We start from the raw sequence: 19,726 nt of genomic DNA, 5'->3' as shown, positions 1-19,726 counted from the left end.
TTACTTTCTGCTTGACTGTCTCTAGGTCTAGATGAGGACAGGCTTGCGTTACTTGACTCCTGTACATTTATCTTTGCCAAAGTTCTCTCTATTTAATACTCTACTACCTCTGACCACAACTTAGTATTAGATGCACTTAAACACGTAGGACAATCAGGATACATCGAACTGATGTATCAAAGGTGAGTCAGGCTGCCAGTTGTGGAGTCCGGCAAGTTATAGTTATAGCCGCCAGGGAGAACAAAAACCCATTGAGCAGACCGACCGACGTAAGGGACTACTTAGCATCTTAGGCTTATGGCAACCAGATAGAAGCTTCAAGTATGCCTTAGCTTGTGGTAGTTTCAACAGTGAAAGTTATATCGCGCGTCATTGATTGGATTGCAGAACTTGCCTCCCAAACTTTGAGGGCAACAGGACGGATGACAGTAGTAGTACAAGACAATGGTTCTTTGTACACCAGCCACAAAACTTGCCAACAGTTGCAACGCTGGCGTTCTCAAGGGTTATTCCTATTCTTCCTGCCCCCATATTGCTGTGAAATGACCGGATTGAAGAGCAATGGCATCAACTCAAAACCCATGAAATTGCGCTCGCGTATGTTCGAGGATGAATATGATTTAGCCCTGGCTATCATGGATGGAATGGAAGCTCGTAATGTCAAAGGTGGTTATACACTGAATTACTATTAGATAAACCTACCGTTAGATTGTTTGCGACGAATACCAATTACCGCTGGTTTCGGCGGTCCCTCAGGGATACCTTGAATGTTGCTGGGCCAGTTACTACCATACGGGAGTATGCGTGTTTGTATAAAGGTGCGGCTGCCATCCAGGGTCAAAATTTCAATTTCTCGGCTTAGTGTTTGCTGGGGTCGAAATGAAACCTCCTCCCCAGGATGCTGCACGGAAATAATCAGCGTATCTCCGACGAAAGTTGGTCCCGTTAATTCGCAACGCATTGGACCATAAGCAAACGGTATGATTGCGCCAGCATCAGGTCCAGTGGTTGGAACGCAGAAGAAAAAGTTATTGCCAAACACCCCAATTAAGCTAGAAGTTTCAACATTAATATTGGCATCAGTCTGGCTCACTATTTTAGCCCCAACAACTGTATGTTCTATGGGTATTAACTCTGGCGTAGCACCGGCATTGAAACCATTGTGGGAGCCAGTAGACATATCAGTACAGCCCCAAACATTACCAGCAGCATCAAACGCTAAGTTATCGACGTTAGCAAAACCGTCGCCAGGGTTGCAGCCTGCTTCTCCACCTTTAGCGAGTCGCTCCCAACGAAAGGTACTACCCGTGCTATCTGGGTTATCCTCAAAGATCTTGAAGAGCGCTCCTGATGGTTGTGGTGCGTTGATGTCAGGACTGTACTTGGCAACGATGAAGATGCGAGAATCGGGGTATCCTTCTGAGGACGGTGCGCCGTCTGTGTAGGAGATGAATACTTCTCTGGGGTTGCGGGGATTAATTTCCAAATCTTCAGGACGAGCGGTGGGAGTTCCGCCTATGAGATTTGAGACTAAGAAGGCATCAACTAGTACCGCACCCTGGCTAGTGTAAAAATCTGCTACCTTCTTACCTTGGTAAGGTGGTAGGGCTGTCTCTTGATTCTCGATGTCTACGGGAATATAACCACCATCTATAGTTTGACCTGCAATCTCGTTACGTCTAGGCAGGAGAATCAAAGCATCTCGGAGTTCAAAAGTCAACTCTTTTGGAAGCACATCTAATTGTCTAATTGCCTCTGAAGCCAGAGTCACGGGCAAAATCGGATCGGTAGGGGTATCTAGTTGCAGCGGAATCCATTGCCCTGTACCGTTTGGATTGAAACGGGCGACATATTTTGGATTGAAACGGGCGACATATAAAGTTCCGTTCTCAAATAACTTGCTATTGCTTTTTTCTGTAAGGGAAGTAGCCTTACCAGCGCTTATATATTTATAGGTGTGACCGCCACGACGATCGTCACCCATATAGGCAACTAATTTTTTATTTGGCTCCACGCGCATAGTAATATTCTCATGGCGGAAGCGACCTAATGCAGTGTGTTTAAGCGGGTGACGACCGGGGTTATCCGGATCGATTTCTACCATCCAACCATATTTTTCTCCAACTAAGCCAAATTCAGCCCCTGTGGAACCAGGAGTATAGCCTGTTCGATCCACCACGATTTCGTCATTGGTGGTAGACCCGATATATATCTGAGTGCCGTTGGGCTTCACGGTTTCTGTTACCCCAACGTAGAAGGTTGTACTGGCTTGGAAGTTTTCCTCCGCCGACAGAATTGTTCCCCAAGGACTTGTGCCGCCCGAACAGTTGTAAGCAGTTCCAATAATTCTCTTGCCTAGTTCGTCTACGCTGAAAGGGAAAACATCTTTAGCAGCCGGACCTGTACCAATTAGATAGTTTTGGTCGCCTTTTTGATAACTCTTATTACCCCAAGAAGTAACACTCTTATACTTATCTTGACGCTGAGCGTTGATTCCTAGACCTGAGAGACCGTGAATGCGGCGGTTTTTGGGATCTTCAACAACCTCAAAACGCCCACCACGATTCCTCCTAGAAATTCGGACAATGGAACCGCCCATATTGTACATAAATTCACCTAACAGGAGGCGAGTTTTCTCGTTAGGCAGATCGAATCCAATAACTAAAGAAAATGAATTGGCATAGTCTCCTAATGCAAAATCTTCTGGAGAACCAGGAGCCAGAGCAGAAAGCGGGTAAGAAACGTATTCATGATTGTTCCAGAGATAGCCGTCGTCTATTTCTATACCCTCATAGCTGCTGCCATCAGGATCGCTCGATCGCGAGGTTTACCTCTACCGTTCTGAATGGGAACAAAGCCTGTATAGTCGCTGTTGTAACCAACATATTCATCTTTGTTGGGGAACAGGCGATCGCCCCAACTGATAATTAAATAACGCTCGTATTCCGGCGGTACGACTACATCATCAATGATTGTATAACTAGCTAACCTTGCATCAGCCGAGGGAGCCAATATTGCTCCTCCATTGATTGCAGTTGGCAAATAGCTTTGCTGTTGAGTGTATATAGGTAGCGGATGGGGCAACCGCAGTGGAGTAAATTTCAGTGGTATAGTTGCTTGAGCGACAGCAGTGCTAGAATTGCTACCAATCAATTCGTTCTGCAAAGTTGGTGCTAGCACAGCAGCACCCGCACTGGCTCCGAAGAAAACTAGTAACTGCCTGCGAGACAAGTTAGACATAGAGACTCCTTGATTTAATACTAACAATCATCTCAAAGCACAAATGCCTGGCTTACCACAAGCCAATATATTGCAAGCCTGTAAAAATTCTTTGACCTGCCACAATCGCGGTAAGAGCGATCTCTACAAAATTCGCAAAAAAATAAGGACGATGTTTGCGTCCTTAAACAAAACTGAATCTAACTACCAATCTGCTCTACCGTAGGTTCTATTTTATCCACAACTTTCTCTGGTAAAGGTACATAGCCTAGCTCTGCACTGAATTTTTGGCACTCATTCAATGTATATTGAATAACATTCTGTAAAGTTTGAGCTTTTTGTTTATCTTGGTACTGATCGTATACTAAGAGCCAGGTGTAGGTTACGATCGGATAAGATTGTTCTCCCTGGGGGTCTCTTGCAAAAGAAACCAAGTTCTCAGGTAATTCAATCGATTCTAAGGCATTAGCTGCTGTCTCTGGCGTTGGGTCAACAAAATTACCAGAATTATTTTCTAGGGCAGCTACAGGAATATTATTCTGCTTAGCGTAGCCATATTCTATATAGCCTATAGCACCTTGGGTCTGTTGAATCTGAGCGGTAACTCCTTCATTACCTTTAGAACCAACACCCGTAGGCCAGTCTACAGTTTTACCTGCACCAACTTTACTTTTCCATTGTGGGCTAATTTCACTTAAGTGTTCGGTAAAAACGGCTGTAGTACCGCTACCATCAGAACGATGGACGACTGTAATCGGTAAGTCGGGTAAGTTTACGCCAGGATTGGCTTCGGCAATTTGTGGGTTATTCCAATTTTTGATTTCGCCTGTAAAAATTGCTGGATAAATTTCTCTTGGCAATCGGATCGGCTTTTCTACACCAGGTAAGTTGTAGGCAAGTACGATCGCCCCCGCAGTCAAAGGGATTGTCAACGCCCCGCGTTCGACTTTTTTTCTTTCTTCTTCCGTAATTGCCACGTCACTAGCACCAAAGTCCACTGTTCCTTGTGTAAACTGCTGTACGCCAGCACCACTACCTACGGATTGATAGCTAACTCGGACATTAGGGTTCTTCTGATTGTACTCATTAAAACAGCGCTGGTAAAACGGAGCCGGAAAAGATGCTCCAGCACCAACAAGGGCGACATCACCACCACCTCCCGTATCTGCCGCAGGATCGCTACCAGGTACAGTCTCTGCTGTCTGTTGCGGCTGACAAGCAACAGTACCCAAGGAGATAGCAAGCAAGGGTAGAAGAAAAGCTCGTCGCATAGAGGAAAGTTGAGTTAGCATAAGATGTCTTTTGTAATTTAGATAAAGGTCAAGGCTACACTTGGAGCCAACAGAGCGACAGACGGGCATTAATTAAAAGGAAAACTGAGTTGGATCAAATCTTTTCCATAATTTTTCTAGCAGCACGAGAAATTTGAGTTGGGCGATCACCGTATCACACATCTAGCGATCAAACTCATAAAACTGTTTCCAAAACATAATTTGAAAACATCTTTTTTCCGAATCAATGAGAAGAGTTAACTTAATTTAGTTAATTTGACTTAGCTATTTTTATTTAAAATATATTCAAATATTAATAATTTTAAGACAACAGTAACATTTTGAAGCAAGGTATCAATTGCATCAAGTATCAATGGAGTTATTTCTTGTGACATAGTAACAGTTTAAAAGCGCTACTTTCATATAATACTATTAGCATGAAGTCAATATTTTTCGGTAAAAACCAAATTAAAATTAGGTTAAATTTTGGCAATCAAATGTTTAACTTACTAAGGTAAATGAATAAGCAAATGGCTAGCGGATTATCCAAAAGCCAATTTAATTACAAGGATAGTTGAACAAAAGTGAAATAAAAATGTGTAGAGTCAAACAACAAACTCAAAGCTAGAATAATTTAATAATATTGACAATATCAAAGATAATTTAGGTAGGCACTGTCAATTAAGAACAATTAGCACGTATTTACATTTATTACTTTGCTTTCATTCTTGAATTTAAAGAAACTAACAATTAAGCTAATTATCAGAATTGTCAGCAGAAAAACCCCTGTTTCTGCAACTTTATCCCTCGGTTGACCAGCCATTTTTTATCTCCTAAAGTGGCAAAAGAGAGCTCGGTGGTAGGTTATTTCCTCTAGATAAACAATGGTGGGGATGATGGTCGCTCTTTCAACCCCATCTACAGCACTGGCTCACCAACCCGATGTGCCTTGATTAGGTTGGTGATTCCTGTAATCGCTAGGGGTAAACCAGCGGTAATTACAACCATGTCTCCTGCACTGACAATTCCGCGATTAACAGCTGCTTGTTCCACTCTGGCAATCATTTCATCGGTGTTAAGAACCTCTTGAAGTAATAAAGACTGAACACCCCAATAAAGAGCTAGCCGCCGTTGGACAGACTCGGTGGTTGTGACGGCAATAATCGGGATCGACTGGCGATATTTAGAGAGAATCCGAGCCGTAAAACCGTTCTGCGTAAAGCAAATAATTGCCCGTGCTTTGAGATTGTCTGCCAACTGGCAGGCTGCGTGACCCACAGCGCTAGGGATGTGATGTTCTTTCACTGCACCATCAATATAATGGGGAAATGAAGCTAAACCTGCCTCTTCTACTGTTTGGGCAATGCCAGCCATAGTCTTGACTGCTTCTACTGGGTAACGACCTATTGCCGTCTCGCCTGAAAGCATGATAGCGTCCGCACCGTCCCAAATGGCGTTGGCAATGTCAGAAACCTCAGCGCGGGTGGGTTGGGGGTTTTGGATCATAGACTCCAGCATCTGGGTGGCAACGATCGCACTCTTGAGGTGTTTGTGACAAGTTTGAATCAGGCGCTTTTGAATTAAGGGGACTTGTTCTAAAGGAATTTCCACACCTAAGTCTCCCCGTGCCACCATAATAACATCGGCAGCAGCCACGATCCCTTCTAAATCGTCTAATGCTTCGTGGCGCTCGACTTTAGCGATGACATGAACCTTTGTGTCTTGACCTGCCATCACGTCTCTTAACCGCTTGAGTTCCCCAGCTTCTCGCACAAAAGAGAGAGCAACATAATCTACTTCTTGAGCCAATCCCAACTTTAAGTCCTGAATGTCCTTTTCAGTCAGGGTGGGGGTAGAGATCGAGGAGTGGCTGAGATTAATACCTTTATGGCTTTTCAACGAACCACCGTAAATCACAGTTGCGTGGATATCGTTATTTTCGATCCGATCCACGCGGAGTTTGATTAAGCCATCATTAATGAGGATGGGGTCGCCCTCTTTTACATCCCCTGCCAAACCTTGATAGGTGGAACTAAATCGTGTAGCTGTACCTATTACGTCTTCCCTAGCGATCGCAGTTTTTTCACCAGTTTGTAAGACAACATCATCTACCATCTCTCCGACGCGAATCTTGGGACCTTGCAAATCTTGCAAAATAGCAATTGGGCGGTTTAGTTCCGAGGAAACCTCGCGGATTAGATGAATCCTTTTTAGATGAGCTTCACTATCCTCATGGGAAAAATTCAGCCTCGCCACATCCATCCCCGCTTCTACCATTGCTTTGATAGTATTGCGATCGGAACAGGCAGGACCGAGGGTGCAGACGATCTTAGTTTTACGCATGGAGAACCAAAATATTTATTCTAAAATAACTTTATCGGTGACTTTCGCCTCCTCGTCGATGTCGTAGATAATGGGGATACCCGTTGCCAGTTCGAGGTTGGGAACTTCCTCTTCGTTGAGTTTATCGAGATACATAATGATGGAACGTAGGGAGTTACCGTGGGCGGAAACCAGAACGTTCTCACCCTGCTTGAGGTGGGGTAGAATTCGATTTTGAAAAAATGGAATTGTTCTAGCGGCGGTATCTTCGAGACTCTCTCCTCCTGGTGGTCGGACGGAAAAAGAGCGTCGCCACTGGTGGACAATATCTTTACCTACATTCTCTGCCATCTCGGCTTTGTTAAATCCCTGTAAGTCACCGTAGTGGCGCTCATCTAAGGCTGGATTAGTGAAAATTGGAATTTCCTCGCTCTTGTAGCCTTCATATTTGTCCCAACCATGCCAATTTGGGTCATCAGCATCGTGTTTGAAAACGGGGCTTTTACCATCCCCAGCCCCTTCACACTCGGTTAGACAGATGGCAGTTGTTTCCAGCGCTCGGACGAGTAAACTTGTGAAACAGACATCAATCTGATAAGAACTGATTTTCTGTGCTGCTTCCATCGCCTCTTGGCGACCGACATGATTGAGTGGCACATCAACCCAACCACTAAATCGGTTAGCTGCATTCCAGGTGCTTTGACCGTGACGAACCAAAATCAGTTTTGTCATTTTGAGTTTTTAAACAAGCTAATAGCTGCCCGTAACATCTGATTCGCATAGCCCCATTCGTTGTCATACCAACTCATCACTTTTACCAAGTCGCCATCGACAACTTGTGTCATTGTCAAATCGACGATTGAAGCATGGGAATCGCCAACAATATCAGATGAGACAATTTCTTCTTCAGAAATGCCCAAGATACCTTTGTAGCGATCGCTTTCTGATTCCTCTTTGAAGATACTATTAATTTCTTCGACAGTTGTTTCCTTCTGCGTAACGAAGATAATGTCAGCAATTGACCCAACGGGAATTGGCGATCGCACTGCGACACCATCAAACTTACCTTCATATTGCGGTAGCACTTTAGCAGTAGCGATCGCAGCTCCAGTAGAAGTTGGCACCAAATTGGCTGCACCCGCCCTTCCGCGACGGAATTTTTTACTCGGTCCATCCACAATTTCTTGAGAAGAAGTATAGGCATGAATCGTTGACATGATTGCTTTTTTCACGCCAATTCTTCTGTCCAATATCTCTACCACGGGCGTAATACAATTGGTAGTGCAGCTAGCACAGGAGAAGATTGGTGCAGAATCAGGTGTTTGGTTAACACCATAAACTACTGTATCAACATCTTCACTTTTAGCAGGTGCTGAGAGGATCGCGTGCTTTGCACCTGCTTTGATATGCTTTTCTAAACCTTCCTTCTTTGTGAAGATCCCAGTACATTCAAAAACTACGTCAATTCCTAAATTGCCCCAAGGAAGTTGCTCTGGGTCTTTTTCGCTAAAAACCTTGTACTCCTTGCCGTCTATAATCAAGCTATTTTCGGCGCTTTCCACCTTTTTTTGATATTTGCCGTAAACGGTGTCGTACTTCAACAAATAAGCCAGATTTTCGGCTGGAACCAAGTCATTAACTGCAACTAATTCTAATTCTGACTCATCAAGTACGAGCTTAAAAACAGCTCTACCAATTCTACCTAATCCATTAATTGCAACGCGAACCATAATTAACCTCCGAACTTATCTTTATTGCGATCGACTGTTTCAATTTCTACTTTTTTTACTATCTGCTTGACGACACCAGCCAAAAGTGTATTTGGCTACGATCACTAGACAAAATCTACCTCCCATACGCCCTAATCTGTAGATCCAGTTTGCAGAGATTGTTCTTCAATTGGATTCCATTCTGTATGAAAGATACTTGGTTTATCAATGCGTTCGTAGGTATGGGAACCAAAGTAGTCCCGTTGGGCTTGAATGAGATTGTGCGGCAGGCGATCGCGCCGATAGGTGTTAAAGTATGCCAGGGAACCACTGAACGCTGGAATAGGAATATCTAGTTGTGCTGCCACCGCTATGACTTCACGCCAAGCAGGTAGCCGGGGTAGAATTGCTTCTTTAAAATGAGGTGACAAAAGTAGATTGCCTAAATCCGGCTGTTGTGCAAAAGCGGACTGGATATAATCTAAACACTTAGCCCGAATGATACAGCCTCCCTTCCAAATCCGAGCTACCTCACTTAGACTGAAGTGATAACCATAAGCTTGTGAGGCTGCATCCAACAACTCCATGCCCTCAGCATAAGAACAGATTTGAGCGCAGTACAGCGCATCCCGCAGCTTATTAGTAAAGGCTTGAACGTCTCCCTGATACTTTTTGGGAGGCGTACCGTTGAGAACTTCCGATGCTACTAAGCGCTCTTGTTTGAAAGCAGACATTACACGGGCGCTAACAGCAGCGGCAATGGTAGGAACAGGCACACCTAAATCTAGCGCACTCATTACTGCCCAACGCCCTGTTCCCTTTTGTTCTGCGGCATCGAGAATCACGTCTACCAACGAGGTGCCAGTTTCAGTATCGAGATGCTGGAAGATATTAGCTGTAATTTCCATCAAGTAGGAATTCAGTTCCTCCGTAGCGTTCCATGCCAAAAATACTTGATGCAACTGGTCGTTGTTAAGTTCTAAGCCGTGCTTGAGCAGGTCATAGGCTTCAGCAATGAGTTGCATATTGCCGTATTCAATGCCGTTATGCACCATTTTGACGTAGTGACCTGCACTACCCGAACCAAGGTAGGCGACGCAGGACCCGTCATCCACCTGGGCAGCAATTTTAGTCAAAATCGGCTCTAGAATTGTGTAGGCAGCTTCCGTTCCTCCAGGCATGAGGCTAGGTCCTAAAAACGCCCCTATCTCACCGCCGCTCACGCCCATGCCAATAAATTTCAAGTTCATAGCTTCTAATTCTTGGCTGCGACGGGTGGTATCTTCATAGAAGGAGTTGCCGCCGTCAATAATAATGTCACCTGGTTCCAGTAGAGGCTTGAGCTGATCGATTACGGCATCCACTGGAGCGCCAGCTTTCACCATCAGCAGGATTTTACGGGGTTTCTCCAAAGCATCGACTAATTCTGCGGGAGAATAGGTAGCTTTAATGTTCTTACCTTCTCCTCGCTTGGATATGAAGTTTTCAGTCTTTTCTGCCGTGCGATTGTAAACTGCAACAGAGAATCCTTGCCGCTCGACATTCAGCGCTAGGTTCTCACCCATGACGGCTAGACCAATCAGACCAAATTGCTGTTTTTCCATAAGTAAGGAGGGGTGTAGAGGTACAAGACATTGCTTGCTATCATGCAATTACTGAGTTACTGAATAATTGGGGTAGCATCTTCAAGGTTGCTAGGATGGTAGTGGTGGTCAAAGATTTCGTCAACCAGCCATTGAGTAGTTGCCTTGAAATTATGTACGGGAGTAGGTAATAACTCCAAATAGGTAGCTTGTCGGATGAAATGACCCGTTTTACCTTTGACTTCAAATCGGTCGAAGATGCTGGCAGCACTTTCACCCAACCCTAGTTTCAGCAACGTGCCGCGCAGATGTACTTGAGCAGGACTGAGTTCTTTTCCTTCAAACAGCGCCTGGAGATTGGAAGCGATCGCCGCTCCCTGTTGATAAGCAACCTGAGCTGTAGGTGGCTGGGATTCCTCTACGTTAGCTGCACAATCTCCACCAGCAAAGACTTCTGAGAAGTCTAGTAGTTGCAGAGTTGGGGTGACATAGAGACAACCGTGCTTGTCGCGGTGTTCTTCAGGAATAGCTAGTTCTTTAATTACAGGATTGGTTGTCGAGCCAGCTGTCCAGATCGCAGTTGCCGTTTGTAGGGTCTCAGTCCCGTCGTGACGTTTGAACTCGATTTGCTCTAGTTCAACAGCACCAACTTCAGCACCTAAGATTAATTCCACTGGTACGTGGCGCTCTTGAAGTGCTGCTTTTGCGGTTTCTTGCAGTTCGCTCTTTACCCCACCTCTTGGTCCTGTGGAGAGAATCTCTGTCTGTCGATCTACCAACACGACACGCACCTGTTGCGGTTCGCCACCTAATTGTGCATACCAACTGGGTAGCAGATCGGCTAGGGTTGCTGCCAATTCCACACCAGAAGGACCAGCACCAATAACTGCTACCGTCAGTAGTATAAGACGCTGTTCTAGATCTGCGGTCTGGGTGGCATGTTGGAGACAGTCGCGCAGTTGTTTTGCTAGTGCCACAGCATCTTTGCCATTGCGAAAGCAAAAAGAATGCTCTTTCGCACCCCGAACGCCAAAGTAGCTAGCGCTACTGCCCAAGGCTAACACCAAGTATTTGTAGTTGTAGCTCGTTCCTGATGCCAATTTAACTTGACGCTGCGCTAAATTGACTGTTTGAACTGTATCTTGCACAAATGTCACGCCACTGCCGTCGAGCAGTTCCTCGTAGCGCGGACAAACCTGAGCATCGCTCATTTCGCCACTGAGGAATTCATAAAGCATAGGATTGAAGCTAAAGCGTTCTTGCCGCTCGACTAGGACAATCGGCTGCGAGTAATGGCGATGGCTGAGGTGGAGAGCTGCAAATAGCCCAGTAAAACCACCACCTAGAATAATTGTTGAGTCTGTTGAATGAGTCATAAGCTGAAGTTAGACGGCTACGGCTGCTTCCTGACAAATCGCACGCTCCATTGCTGCTGCGATTTTTGTTTTCTTTTCTGGTGAATTTGTCTCCAAATAAACACGCATTAGCGGTTCGGCAGTTCCCGAAGGACGCACTACTATCCAGCTATCATCAGCCAGGTAGAATTTGACACATTCTTTGCAGTCTGAATGTTTCACCTCGATCCCCGCAATTTCCCTGGGTGGGTTTTGCATAAATGCTGCCATCAATGCTGTTTTTTTATCCTCTTTTGGGAGGTGGAAATCTAACTGCTGATAGTAAACAGGGCCGCCTGCCTCCTCAATCGCCTCTAACGCCAATTGGGAAAGGGGCTTGCCTGCGTAAGCGATCGCTTCTGCAACGAGCATATTGGCTAAAATGCCATCTTTTTCGGGAATATGACCTTGGATGCTGAGTCCCCCCGATTGTTCGCCGCCAATTAGGACGTTAGTTTCTCGCATTTTCTCGCCAATGTACTTGAAGCCCACTGGCGTTTCGTAAAGTTCTAACTCGTACTTAGCTGCCAGCCGATCGAGTAGATGGGTGGTAGTGACGGAGCGCACAATTGCACCAGTTTTGCCTTTATTTTTAATTAGGTGACGCGCTATCAACACCAGAATAGTGTTGGGCGAGAGAATATTTCCTTGCTCGTCAACAATGCCAAAGCGATCGCCATCTCCATCGGTTGCCATTCCTAAATCTGTTCGATCTTGCTGAACAGCTTCGACTAACTCTTTGAGATACTCTCCAGTGGGTTGAGGCATTCCTCCACCAAACAAGACATCGCGATAATCATGAAATATCTGGATTTCACAACCACAATGTTCTAAAACCGTATCCAAATAGCCGCGAGAAGTCGAGTAAAGGGCATCATACTTTACTTTCAGCTTGGCGTTGCGAATTCGCCCTACATCCAGTTGCGTGTAAAGAAACTTCAGATATTCCGGCTGAGGATCGAAAGTAGAAATGGATTCTTCCCCAACGCTCCCAACTCCAGGTGTTTCCTCAGATCCATCAATATTGGCAACAATTGCATCCGTAATATCCGGTGTAGCAGGTCCGCCATAATCGGGGATATATTTAATACCGCAATAGAACGGAGGGTTATGACTGGCGGTAAACATCAGCGCCCCTGCGGAATCGAAGCGATAGGCATGATAAGCAATAACTGGAGTCGGGCAATCTCGGTCTGCGATCTTCACTGTCCAACCCAAATTTGCCAGAATCTCAGCAGCAGTGCGAGCGAATTTATCCGCTAAAAACCGAGTGTCGTAACCAATTAAAATCGGTCGATCTTGAGAATAAGCAGTTTTGAGATAAGTAGAAGTCGCTCGCGTCACTTTTCTTACGTTCGCGAAGGTAAAATCCTCGGCAATAATCCCTCGCCATCCATCAGTGCCAAACTGAATCTGATTGCCATTGCTACTCATTACCTGCTCCCATCATTATTTACTTGTGCGGGTGGTATTGCTAAAGACTAAAAACAGTTAGGCTGTAGCCGCCACCCTAATGGGCTGACTTTCAGCTTTTGTCCCTGGTAGGTACATCTGAGTGATGTAATCTGCTAACATCCGGTCGGTATTGAAATAAGGGCAAACTGTTTTGATCGAAGCTTTCATCATTTCAATCCAGCGTCGAGGTAATCCTTCAGGATCGCGATCGTAGTAGAGGGGAATAATTTCTTCTTCTAGTAGACGATAGAGAGATTCACTATCGTGATTATCTTCAGCGTCTTGGTCGTCAGCTTGGTTATCATGCCAGTAGTCTGCGCCCGTCGCCCAGCCATTAATACCTTTGCCATCGGTTCCTTCTTGATAGCCTTCATACCACCAGCCATCTAGCACGCTGCAATTAATTCCACCATTAAAGCAAACCTTTTGACCGCTTGTACCAGAAGCCTCCCTAGTACGCCGAGGAACGTTGAGCCAGAGATCGACTCCTTGAACTAACTTGGTCGCGACATGAATATCGTAATCTTCGATAAAGACTACACGCTGCCACAGGTCGCAATGATGGCTCCATTCGATGATTCGTTGCATCAGCCGCTTGCCTTCGTCATCAGCCGGGTGAGCCTTACCAGCAAAGATAATCTGTACTGGGCGATCGCAATTGCTAAAAATCTGTCGCGCCCGTTCTGCATCACGAATAATCAGATCTGCCCGCTTATAAGTACTAAAACGACGAGCAAAGCCAATAGTCAATGCTTCAGGGTCTAAAAGATGCTCCGCCGCTTGCACTAACTGCGCATCTTCCCCTCGATGTTGCCGGACTTGCTGAATCCGATAACGCGCATAGGCGATCGCGTTTTCTTTGAGCAATTGATGCCGCCACCAAATTTCTTGGTCTGGAATCTCATCCACCTTTGCCCACATTTGTACGTCTGTGACGCGGGCTGCCCAGTCTGGATGCAAATATTTATCGTACAACTCTGATATGAGCGGTGCAGTATAAGTGCGGGCATGAACACCATTGGTAATGTGACCAATAGGGACTTCCTCCACAGAGCGATCGGGGTATAAGCTCGACCACATTTGACGACAAACTTTGCCGTTCAACTCGCTCACCCCATTAGTGGATCGAGTTAAGCGGAGTGCCAACACCGTCATGTTGAAAGGTTCCCAAGGATCTCCAGTACGCCGACTTCCTAACTTAAGAAATTCCTGGCGCGATAGTCCTAAATGAGACCAGTAGTGGCAAAAGGACTGAGTTATTTGGTCAGATGAGAAGGTATCGTGACCAGCGGGAACGGGGGTGTGGGTGGTAAAAACGCAGCGATCTTTGACAGCAGCCTTAACTGTCTCAAACGACTGACCTGTACGTTCTATTTCTTGACGAGCCACTTCTAAGAGTGCAAAGGCAGCATGACCTTCATTGAGATGGTAAACCTTGGGATTAATACCCAAAATCTGCAACGCTTTAACACCGCCAATGCCTAATAACATCTCTTGAGCAATCCGAGTGTCTCGTTTGCCTCCGTATAGCTGTCCGGTAATCCAACGATCTATTGGATCGTTATCCTCGCGGTCAGTATCTAGAAGATACAAATTTATTCGTCCCACCCGCACTTGCCAAATCTGGGCTTTGACTTGTCGCTGGCGGATATCAATCTCAACAACCAGGGGTTCTCCTTGTGCGTCACGCAAAAGTTCTGTAGGCAATTCCTCAAATTGATAATCTACGTAGTCTTCTCCTTGCCAACCTTGGGAAGTGAAGCGCTGATGGAAATAACCCTGACGATACAACAAACCAACTCCCACTAGGGGTAATCCCAGATCGGAAGCCGATTTGAGGTGGTCAGCAGCCAAAATTCCTAGTCCACCTGCATAGAGCGGTAGAGATTGGTGAAGACCGTATTCAATGCTGAAATAAGCTACAGGTTGCTCAACGCCAATCCCAGGAGCAGTTTGGGTTGCCCAGTCATCCTTTTGGTATATGTATCGCTCAAACTGAGTTGTTAGAGTTTTTACTCGTTGAAGATAGTGCGGATCTACTGCTAGCTGCAGCAGCCGTTCGTAGGGAACTTTTTTGAGAAGCTTTACGGGGTTATGATGAAACTGCTTCCATTTTTCGGCATCAATGGTACGAAAAATTGATAAACGTTCAGGAGACCAACTCCACCAAAAATTGTAGGCTAGTTCTGCTAAGGAATGAAGCGGACGGGGAAGCTTGGCTTTTAATTTCGCTACTGGGCATAAGACCTCCTGAATATTCATTACAGTGCCTAATTAAATTAGTTGAATTGTCAGCAAATTATTAACTTTTGAACTCTTGTTTTAACTAATGAAGTTACTTACTAACCAAATATAAACACCAAGTTTAATTTGAGTTTAAAAGTATATTATTGTTTGTTTAAGATTCTTCTAAGCTAAACGAAATTGAGGAAATATCAGTCTGTAGAAACAAACTTATTAAATTAAGCTAAGATTCCTTTTAATATCTGTCGCTAGGACTAAGAAAGTTTTGAAAAAAATTAGAAAGCTAGCATACGCTGGTATCTTACATGTTATAACTATTAAGCATTTGTCTATTGAATTAACTTGCCGAAAAGTAAAATAAAACACTGCTAGATAATAATTGTTTGGATGAATTTATACCATCCTCGCAAGTATAGCTAAGTAAAGAATAATGTTTACACTTGTTTGGCTCTAATGGAGATAATTGATGACTTCCGCAACCAATGATTCTCAAATGACAGCGCAAGAAAAGCGATCTGGAACTGAAAAGGCGATAGATCAAACCTTTTTTTGGGGTACGCGGATACTAGCATTGACCGTGGCAGGAGTTCTGATATGGATAGCAGTACAAGTTGCTTTGAATTCAATCCCTGCTATTCAAGCGCTAGGATGGGATTTTCTCACAACGTCTGCTTGGAATCCTGTAACGGACATCTACGGCGTGCTTCCCATGGCTTATGGCACCGTCGTAAGTTCTCTGATTGCACTGCTTATAGCTTTCCCAATTGGTTTGGCATGTGCGATCGTCCTCAGCGAGAATTTTTTACCGTTATCAATTCGGACTCCACTCACTTTTATGGTGGAGTTGCTAGCAGCCATTCCCAGTGTCGTCTACGGATTGTGGGGCATTTTTGTCTTGATTCCGTTTCTGCAACCTATTGGTACATGGCTTCACGAGAACTTTGGTTACATACCCTTGTTTTCCACGCGCTACATTGGTCCAGGTATGTTCCCCGCTGGGGTCATTTTGGCGATCATGATTTTGCCCATCCTTGCAGTCATCGCTCGTGATTCTCTTGCCTCTCTACCTAGTGAGTTGCGCTGGGGAGCGTATGGTGTAGGCTCTACGCGCTGGCAAACAATTTTCAGCGTACTCATACCAGCAGCATTTTCTGGCATTATTGGTGGCACCATGTTGGCACTAGGTCGAGCGTTAGGAGAGACAATTGCTGTCACCTTGGTAATTGGTAATAGTAACGATCTAAGTTTTTCAATTCTAGCGCCAGCAAATACAATTGCTTCTCTACTAGCCAATCAATTTGCTGAAGCGGGTGGTCTACAAAGATCTACTTTGTTCTATGCTGGTTTAGTGCTATTTGTGATCACACTTATAGTTAACATTCTGGCATATTGGATTATTCAAAAAGTGAAGAAATACTAATTTGTCATTGTTATTTGTTAGTAGTTTTGGAAAAGGATAAAAGCAAAGAAAAGAGGAGAAAAATCCGCCATGACAGTTAGTACCAAAGATGGGCATTCTGATGAATTTCCTACTCCCGTAATGGAACACTCTTACTCTACGCCCAGAACAGCGATTGATTTAGCGCTGACGATATTAGCATTTTTACTTCTTGGTATTGCCCTGCTGCCGTTGTTTTTAGTAATTGGTTATGTCATTATCAGGGGAGCCAATCGACTCAATCTTGAACTATTTACTGGGTCGATACCAGCGGCGCTGCAAGAAGGAGGAGGCATTGCCCCTGCCATCGTCGGAACGCTGATTGTAGTAGCAATTGCTGCTGCTATTAGTATTCCTTTTGGTGTCTTAGCAGCAATCTATCTGTCAGAATTTAGCTCTGGTAGGATAGCTAAATGGATTCGTTTTGCCACAAATGTCTTGAGCGGCGTTCCTTCCATCATTGTGGGCATCTTTGCCTATGGAGTAATTGTTGTCACAACAAGTACTTACTCTGCGGTTGCGGGAGGATTTGCCCTTGCCATTCTCATGTTGCCAATTGTGGTACGCACGGCTGACGAATCTTTGCAACTCGTGCCGCAAGAGGTTCGCTGGGCATCAGTAGGTGTAGGGTCTTCTGACTTCCAAACTGTATTGAAAATAGTACTGCCGGCTGCTATGGGAGCGATCGCCACTGGAGTAACTTTAGCGATCGCTCGTGCAGCAGGAGAAACTGCACCTCTAATTTTCACAGCTTTGTTTACCCAGTTCTGGCCTCGTGGTATATGGGAGCCAGTTCCTACTCTATCGGTTTTGATTTTCAACTTCGCTGGTTTACCTTATGAAAATCAGCAGGAACTTGCCTGGGCAGCTTCACTCATTCTGGTAATTATGATTCTGCTAACGAGTATTCTCGCGCGTTGGGTAGCAAGTAAAAGCACGTACTAAACTACTGGCGAAATTAGCTAATTCAAAATCTTTCATTTATCCTTCCAACCTCCTTAAGTATTATGCCTTCTAGAAATCAGGTCGAAAATAGCCAAGATAACAACTCTCCTGTCAAGCCAAAGCAAGCAGATTCGAGCGAAACGATTTTGCAGACAGACAAAGTGAGCGTCTACTATGACGACACTTTGGCAGTGCAAGAAGTTTCAATGGAGATCCTGAAAAACAGTGTGACTGCCTTGATTGGTCCTTCTGGTTGCGGTAAAAGTACCTTAATTCGCTGTTTTAATCGGCTCAATGACCTAATTGATGGCTGTCGGGTAGAAGGTAAGGTAATTTACCGCGATAAAGACCTTTATGGCTCCAAAATCGATCCTGTAGCGGTACGGCGACGGATCGGTATGGTATTTCAAAAGCCGAATCCTTTTCCAAAATCAATCTATGAGAATATCGCCTACGGCGCTAGGGTGAACGGTTTTAAAGGCGACATGGATGAGTTAGTCGAGCGAAGTCTTCAGCGAGCAGCTATTTGGAATGAAGTTAAAGATAAACTAAAGACTAATGGTTTGTCCCTTTCTGGCGGACAACAACAGCGCTTGTGTATTGCGCGAGCGATCGCACTCAAGCCGGAAGTCGTCTTGATGGATGAACCTGCTTCCTCCCTTGACCCGATATCTACGCAGGGCGTAGAAGAACTGATTCAAGAACTGACACAGGATTACACAATTGTCATTGTGACTCACAATATGCAACAAGCTACGCGGATATCTGATTATACTGCTTTCTTCAATGCAGAGGCAGGGGAAAACGGTAAGCGATATGGTTACTTAGTGGAGTACGACAAAACAGAGGCTATTTTTGAGAATCCTCAGGAAGAATCTACCAAACAGTATGTGAGCGGTCGCTTTGGCTAAGTAAGCTGATAGACATATAATTTGCAATAACTCTATTTCCCTTATTACAGAGTTTTTAATTCCAGTTAATTACTAACTCGCCCTCATTCAGTAACCTATGCAGGATTTCTTTAAGTTGCAGGGCGGACTGAAATAACCGATGTGCAATGAACTCCTTACATGAATGCCACATTAACTCTATCAAATTAAAGTCTAGGCTGTAAGCGGGTAAAAAGCACAATTGAATATTCGGTAGTATTCGCTCTATTTTATCAATGATGTCTTGGCGTTTATGATACTAACCAGAGCAACGAAACTTTTTGCTCCCCGGTTGAAAAACTCCAGCCACCCAGCCCACAGCGGTGTATAAAACTGGTGATGACCCTCGCGTGGGCGGTGTGTCTTCGCCCAGCGACCCTACGGCAACCTTCGGCATCAGCGTACTGTCCGGTGCCGCTTTAGAGTTTTTGCCTTTTGGCTCAATATTGATCGATGATGCCATACTCTTGCTCCAGGTCCCTCTTTTATCACTCTAAGCAGAGAGTATTTAGAATAGAAGTAGATACTACTGTTTGAAAGTGAGTATGTCAGTTGCAAGCAAAGCTCGACCGACAATCCGATTTGTAGATGAGTAATGCCAACTGTTTGAGGGACTGTTCCCAGAAGTAAGGAGCGTGCGAAGCCTTCAAGCTAATGCATCTGGGTATGATATCATGTCCGGCAGATAACTTGCACCTAAGCTCCAATTCTAGCCCACCAATGAAAATCAGTGAGTCCTTGAATCAAATCTTGCTGTTGAAGCAAAGATTGACATCGGTGAAATAAAACTTCCTCCAAATGATCTAAGGTTTCAAAGGATTGATTGACAATTGGCTCATCAACTAAAGACCATAACCTTTCTGCTGGTTGTAATTCTGGTGAATAGGGGGGTAAAAATGTTAAATGTAGCCCTGGTGGAAGCTTGATGTCAATGCTTTTATGCCATCCTGCCCCGTCCACCGCTAACAGAATGTGTTTTTTAGCACCCAAGTTGAATTGTTCAGCAAAATCTGCCAATACTTTATTAAACAGTTCTGTATTGACATAGGGAAGAATCAACCAATAAGTTTCTCCCGTTTTAGGATATACAAAGGCATATAACCATAGCCACTGATATCGCCAATTAACGTTGGCAATCGGCACGACTCCCTCTGGTACATAAACCCAGTTCAAAACTGGCTTCAGTCCTAAACGATGTTCACCAAACCCACCACAAT

The 19,726-nt window shown here is 44.8% G+C and carries 13 protein-coding genes and 2 pseudogenes; 4 read left to right on the top strand and 11 right to left on the bottom strand.

Going from position 1 to position 19,726, the window contains the following annotated elements; all coding sequences use genetic code 11:
* Positions 1–335 precede the first annotated feature (335 nt).
* On the top strand, positions 336–692 hold the full coding sequence (locus tag AC2VE5_RS18585; protein WP_486889197.1) for a hypothetical protein: 357 nt from the start codon (positions 336–338) through the stop codon (positions 690–692).
* On the opposite strand, the pseudogene AC2VE5_RS18580 reads toward AC2VE5_RS18585, so the two are convergent.
* From AC2VE5_RS18580 to glgP, 9 genes and pseudogenes are all read right to left on the bottom strand, one after another.
* A pseudogene (locus AC2VE5_RS18580) lies at positions 689–3,240 on the bottom strand (PhoX family protein). The gene AC2VE5_RS18585 and the pseudogene AC2VE5_RS18580 overlap by 4 nt on opposite strands.
* Before the next feature lie 179 nt (positions 3,241–3,419).
* A complete protein-coding gene (pstS, locus tag AC2VE5_RS18575; protein ID WP_486889196.1) occupies positions 3,420–4,511 on the bottom strand; it encodes a phosphate ABC transporter substrate-binding protein PstS in 1,092 nt (363 codons plus the stop codon).
* 897 nt (positions 4,512–5,408) lie between these two features.
* On the bottom strand, positions 5,409–6,833 hold the full coding sequence (gene pyk / locus AC2VE5_RS18570) for a pyruvate kinase (protein WP_486889195.1): 1,425 nt from the start codon (positions 6,831–6,833) through the stop codon (positions 5,409–5,411).
* Between the two features lie 15 nt (positions 6,834–6,848).
* A complete protein-coding gene (locus AC2VE5_RS18565; protein WP_486889194.1) occupies positions 6,849–7,544 on the bottom strand; it encodes a 2,3-bisphosphoglycerate-dependent phosphoglycerate mutase in 696 nt (231 codons plus the stop codon).
* Positions 7,541–8,542, bottom strand: a complete 1,002-nt coding sequence (gene gap, locus AC2VE5_RS18560) for a type I glyceraldehyde-3-phosphate dehydrogenase (RefSeq protein WP_486889193.1) — start codon at positions 8,540–8,542, stop codon at positions 7,541–7,543. Before gap ends, AC2VE5_RS18565 begins: the two co-directional genes overlap by 4 nt.
* A 131-nt stretch (positions 8,543–8,673) precedes the next feature.
* Entirely contained in the window at positions 8,674–10,125 is a 1,452-nt protein-coding gene (gene gndA / locus AC2VE5_RS18555; RefSeq protein ID WP_486889192.1) for an NADP-dependent phosphogluconate dehydrogenase, read from the bottom strand.
* A 56-nt stretch (positions 10,126–10,181) separates the two neighbouring features.
* On the bottom strand, positions 10,182–11,480 hold the full coding sequence (locus AC2VE5_RS18550; RefSeq protein WP_486889191.1) for an NAD(P)/FAD-dependent oxidoreductase: 1,299 nt from the start codon (positions 11,478–11,480) through the stop codon (positions 10,182–10,184).
* Positions 11,481–11,489: 9 nt separating this feature from the next.
* On the bottom strand, positions 11,490–12,932 hold the full coding sequence (locus AC2VE5_RS18545) for a phosphoglucomutase/phosphomannomutase family protein (RefSeq protein WP_486889190.1): 1,443 nt from the start codon (positions 12,930–12,932) through the stop codon (positions 11,490–11,492).
* Positions 12,933–12,989: 57 nt separating this feature from the next.
* Positions 12,990–15,215, bottom strand: coding sequence for an alpha-glucan family phosphorylase (glgP, locus tag AC2VE5_RS18540; RefSeq protein ID WP_486889189.1), 2,226 nt, complete (start codon positions 15,213–15,215; stop codon positions 12,990–12,992).
* Between the two features lie 448 nt (positions 15,216–15,663).
* Here glgP and pstC point away from each other — a divergent pair, with 448 nt between their 5' ends.
* The 3 genes from pstC to pstB all read left to right on the top strand — a co-directional run bounded on the left by pstC (position 15,664) and on the right by pstB (position 18,491).
* Positions 15,664–16,617 carry a phosphate ABC transporter permease subunit PstC gene (gene pstC, locus AC2VE5_RS18535; RefSeq protein WP_486889188.1) on the top strand — a complete coding sequence of 318 codons (954 nt, stop codon included), beginning with the start codon at positions 15,664–15,666 and terminating at the stop codon, positions 16,615–16,617.
* 69 nt (positions 16,618–16,686) lie between these two features.
* Positions 16,687–17,580 carry a phosphate ABC transporter permease PstA gene (gene pstA / locus AC2VE5_RS18530; protein ID WP_486889187.1) on the top strand — a complete coding sequence of 298 codons (894 nt, stop codon included), beginning with the start codon at positions 16,687–16,689 and terminating at the stop codon, positions 17,578–17,580.
* Between the two features lie 62 nt (positions 17,581–17,642).
* Positions 17,643–18,491 (top strand): phosphate ABC transporter ATP-binding protein PstB, encoded by an 849-nt coding sequence (pstB, locus tag AC2VE5_RS18525; RefSeq protein ID WP_486889186.1) that lies wholly within the window; start codon positions 17,643–17,645, stop codon positions 18,489–18,491.
* A 55-nt stretch (positions 18,492–18,546) separates the two neighbouring features.
* On the opposite strand, the pseudogene AC2VE5_RS18520 reads toward pstB, so the two are convergent.
* Positions 18,547–18,768 (bottom strand): annotated as a pseudogene (locus AC2VE5_RS18520) (transposase); the annotation flags it as partial.
* Positions 18,769–19,205: 437 nt separating this feature from the next.
* Positions 19,206–19,726 (bottom strand): IS630 family transposase (locus AC2VE5_RS18515; RefSeq protein WP_486889185.1); only part of this gene is annotated, 521 nt, incomplete at its 5' end.

The sequence above is a fragment of the Aliterella sp. E5.1 genome (assembly GCF_057473825.1).
Note: the sequence above shows the minus strand (reverse complement) of the source record. Positions and strands in the feature narration are given on the sequence as shown.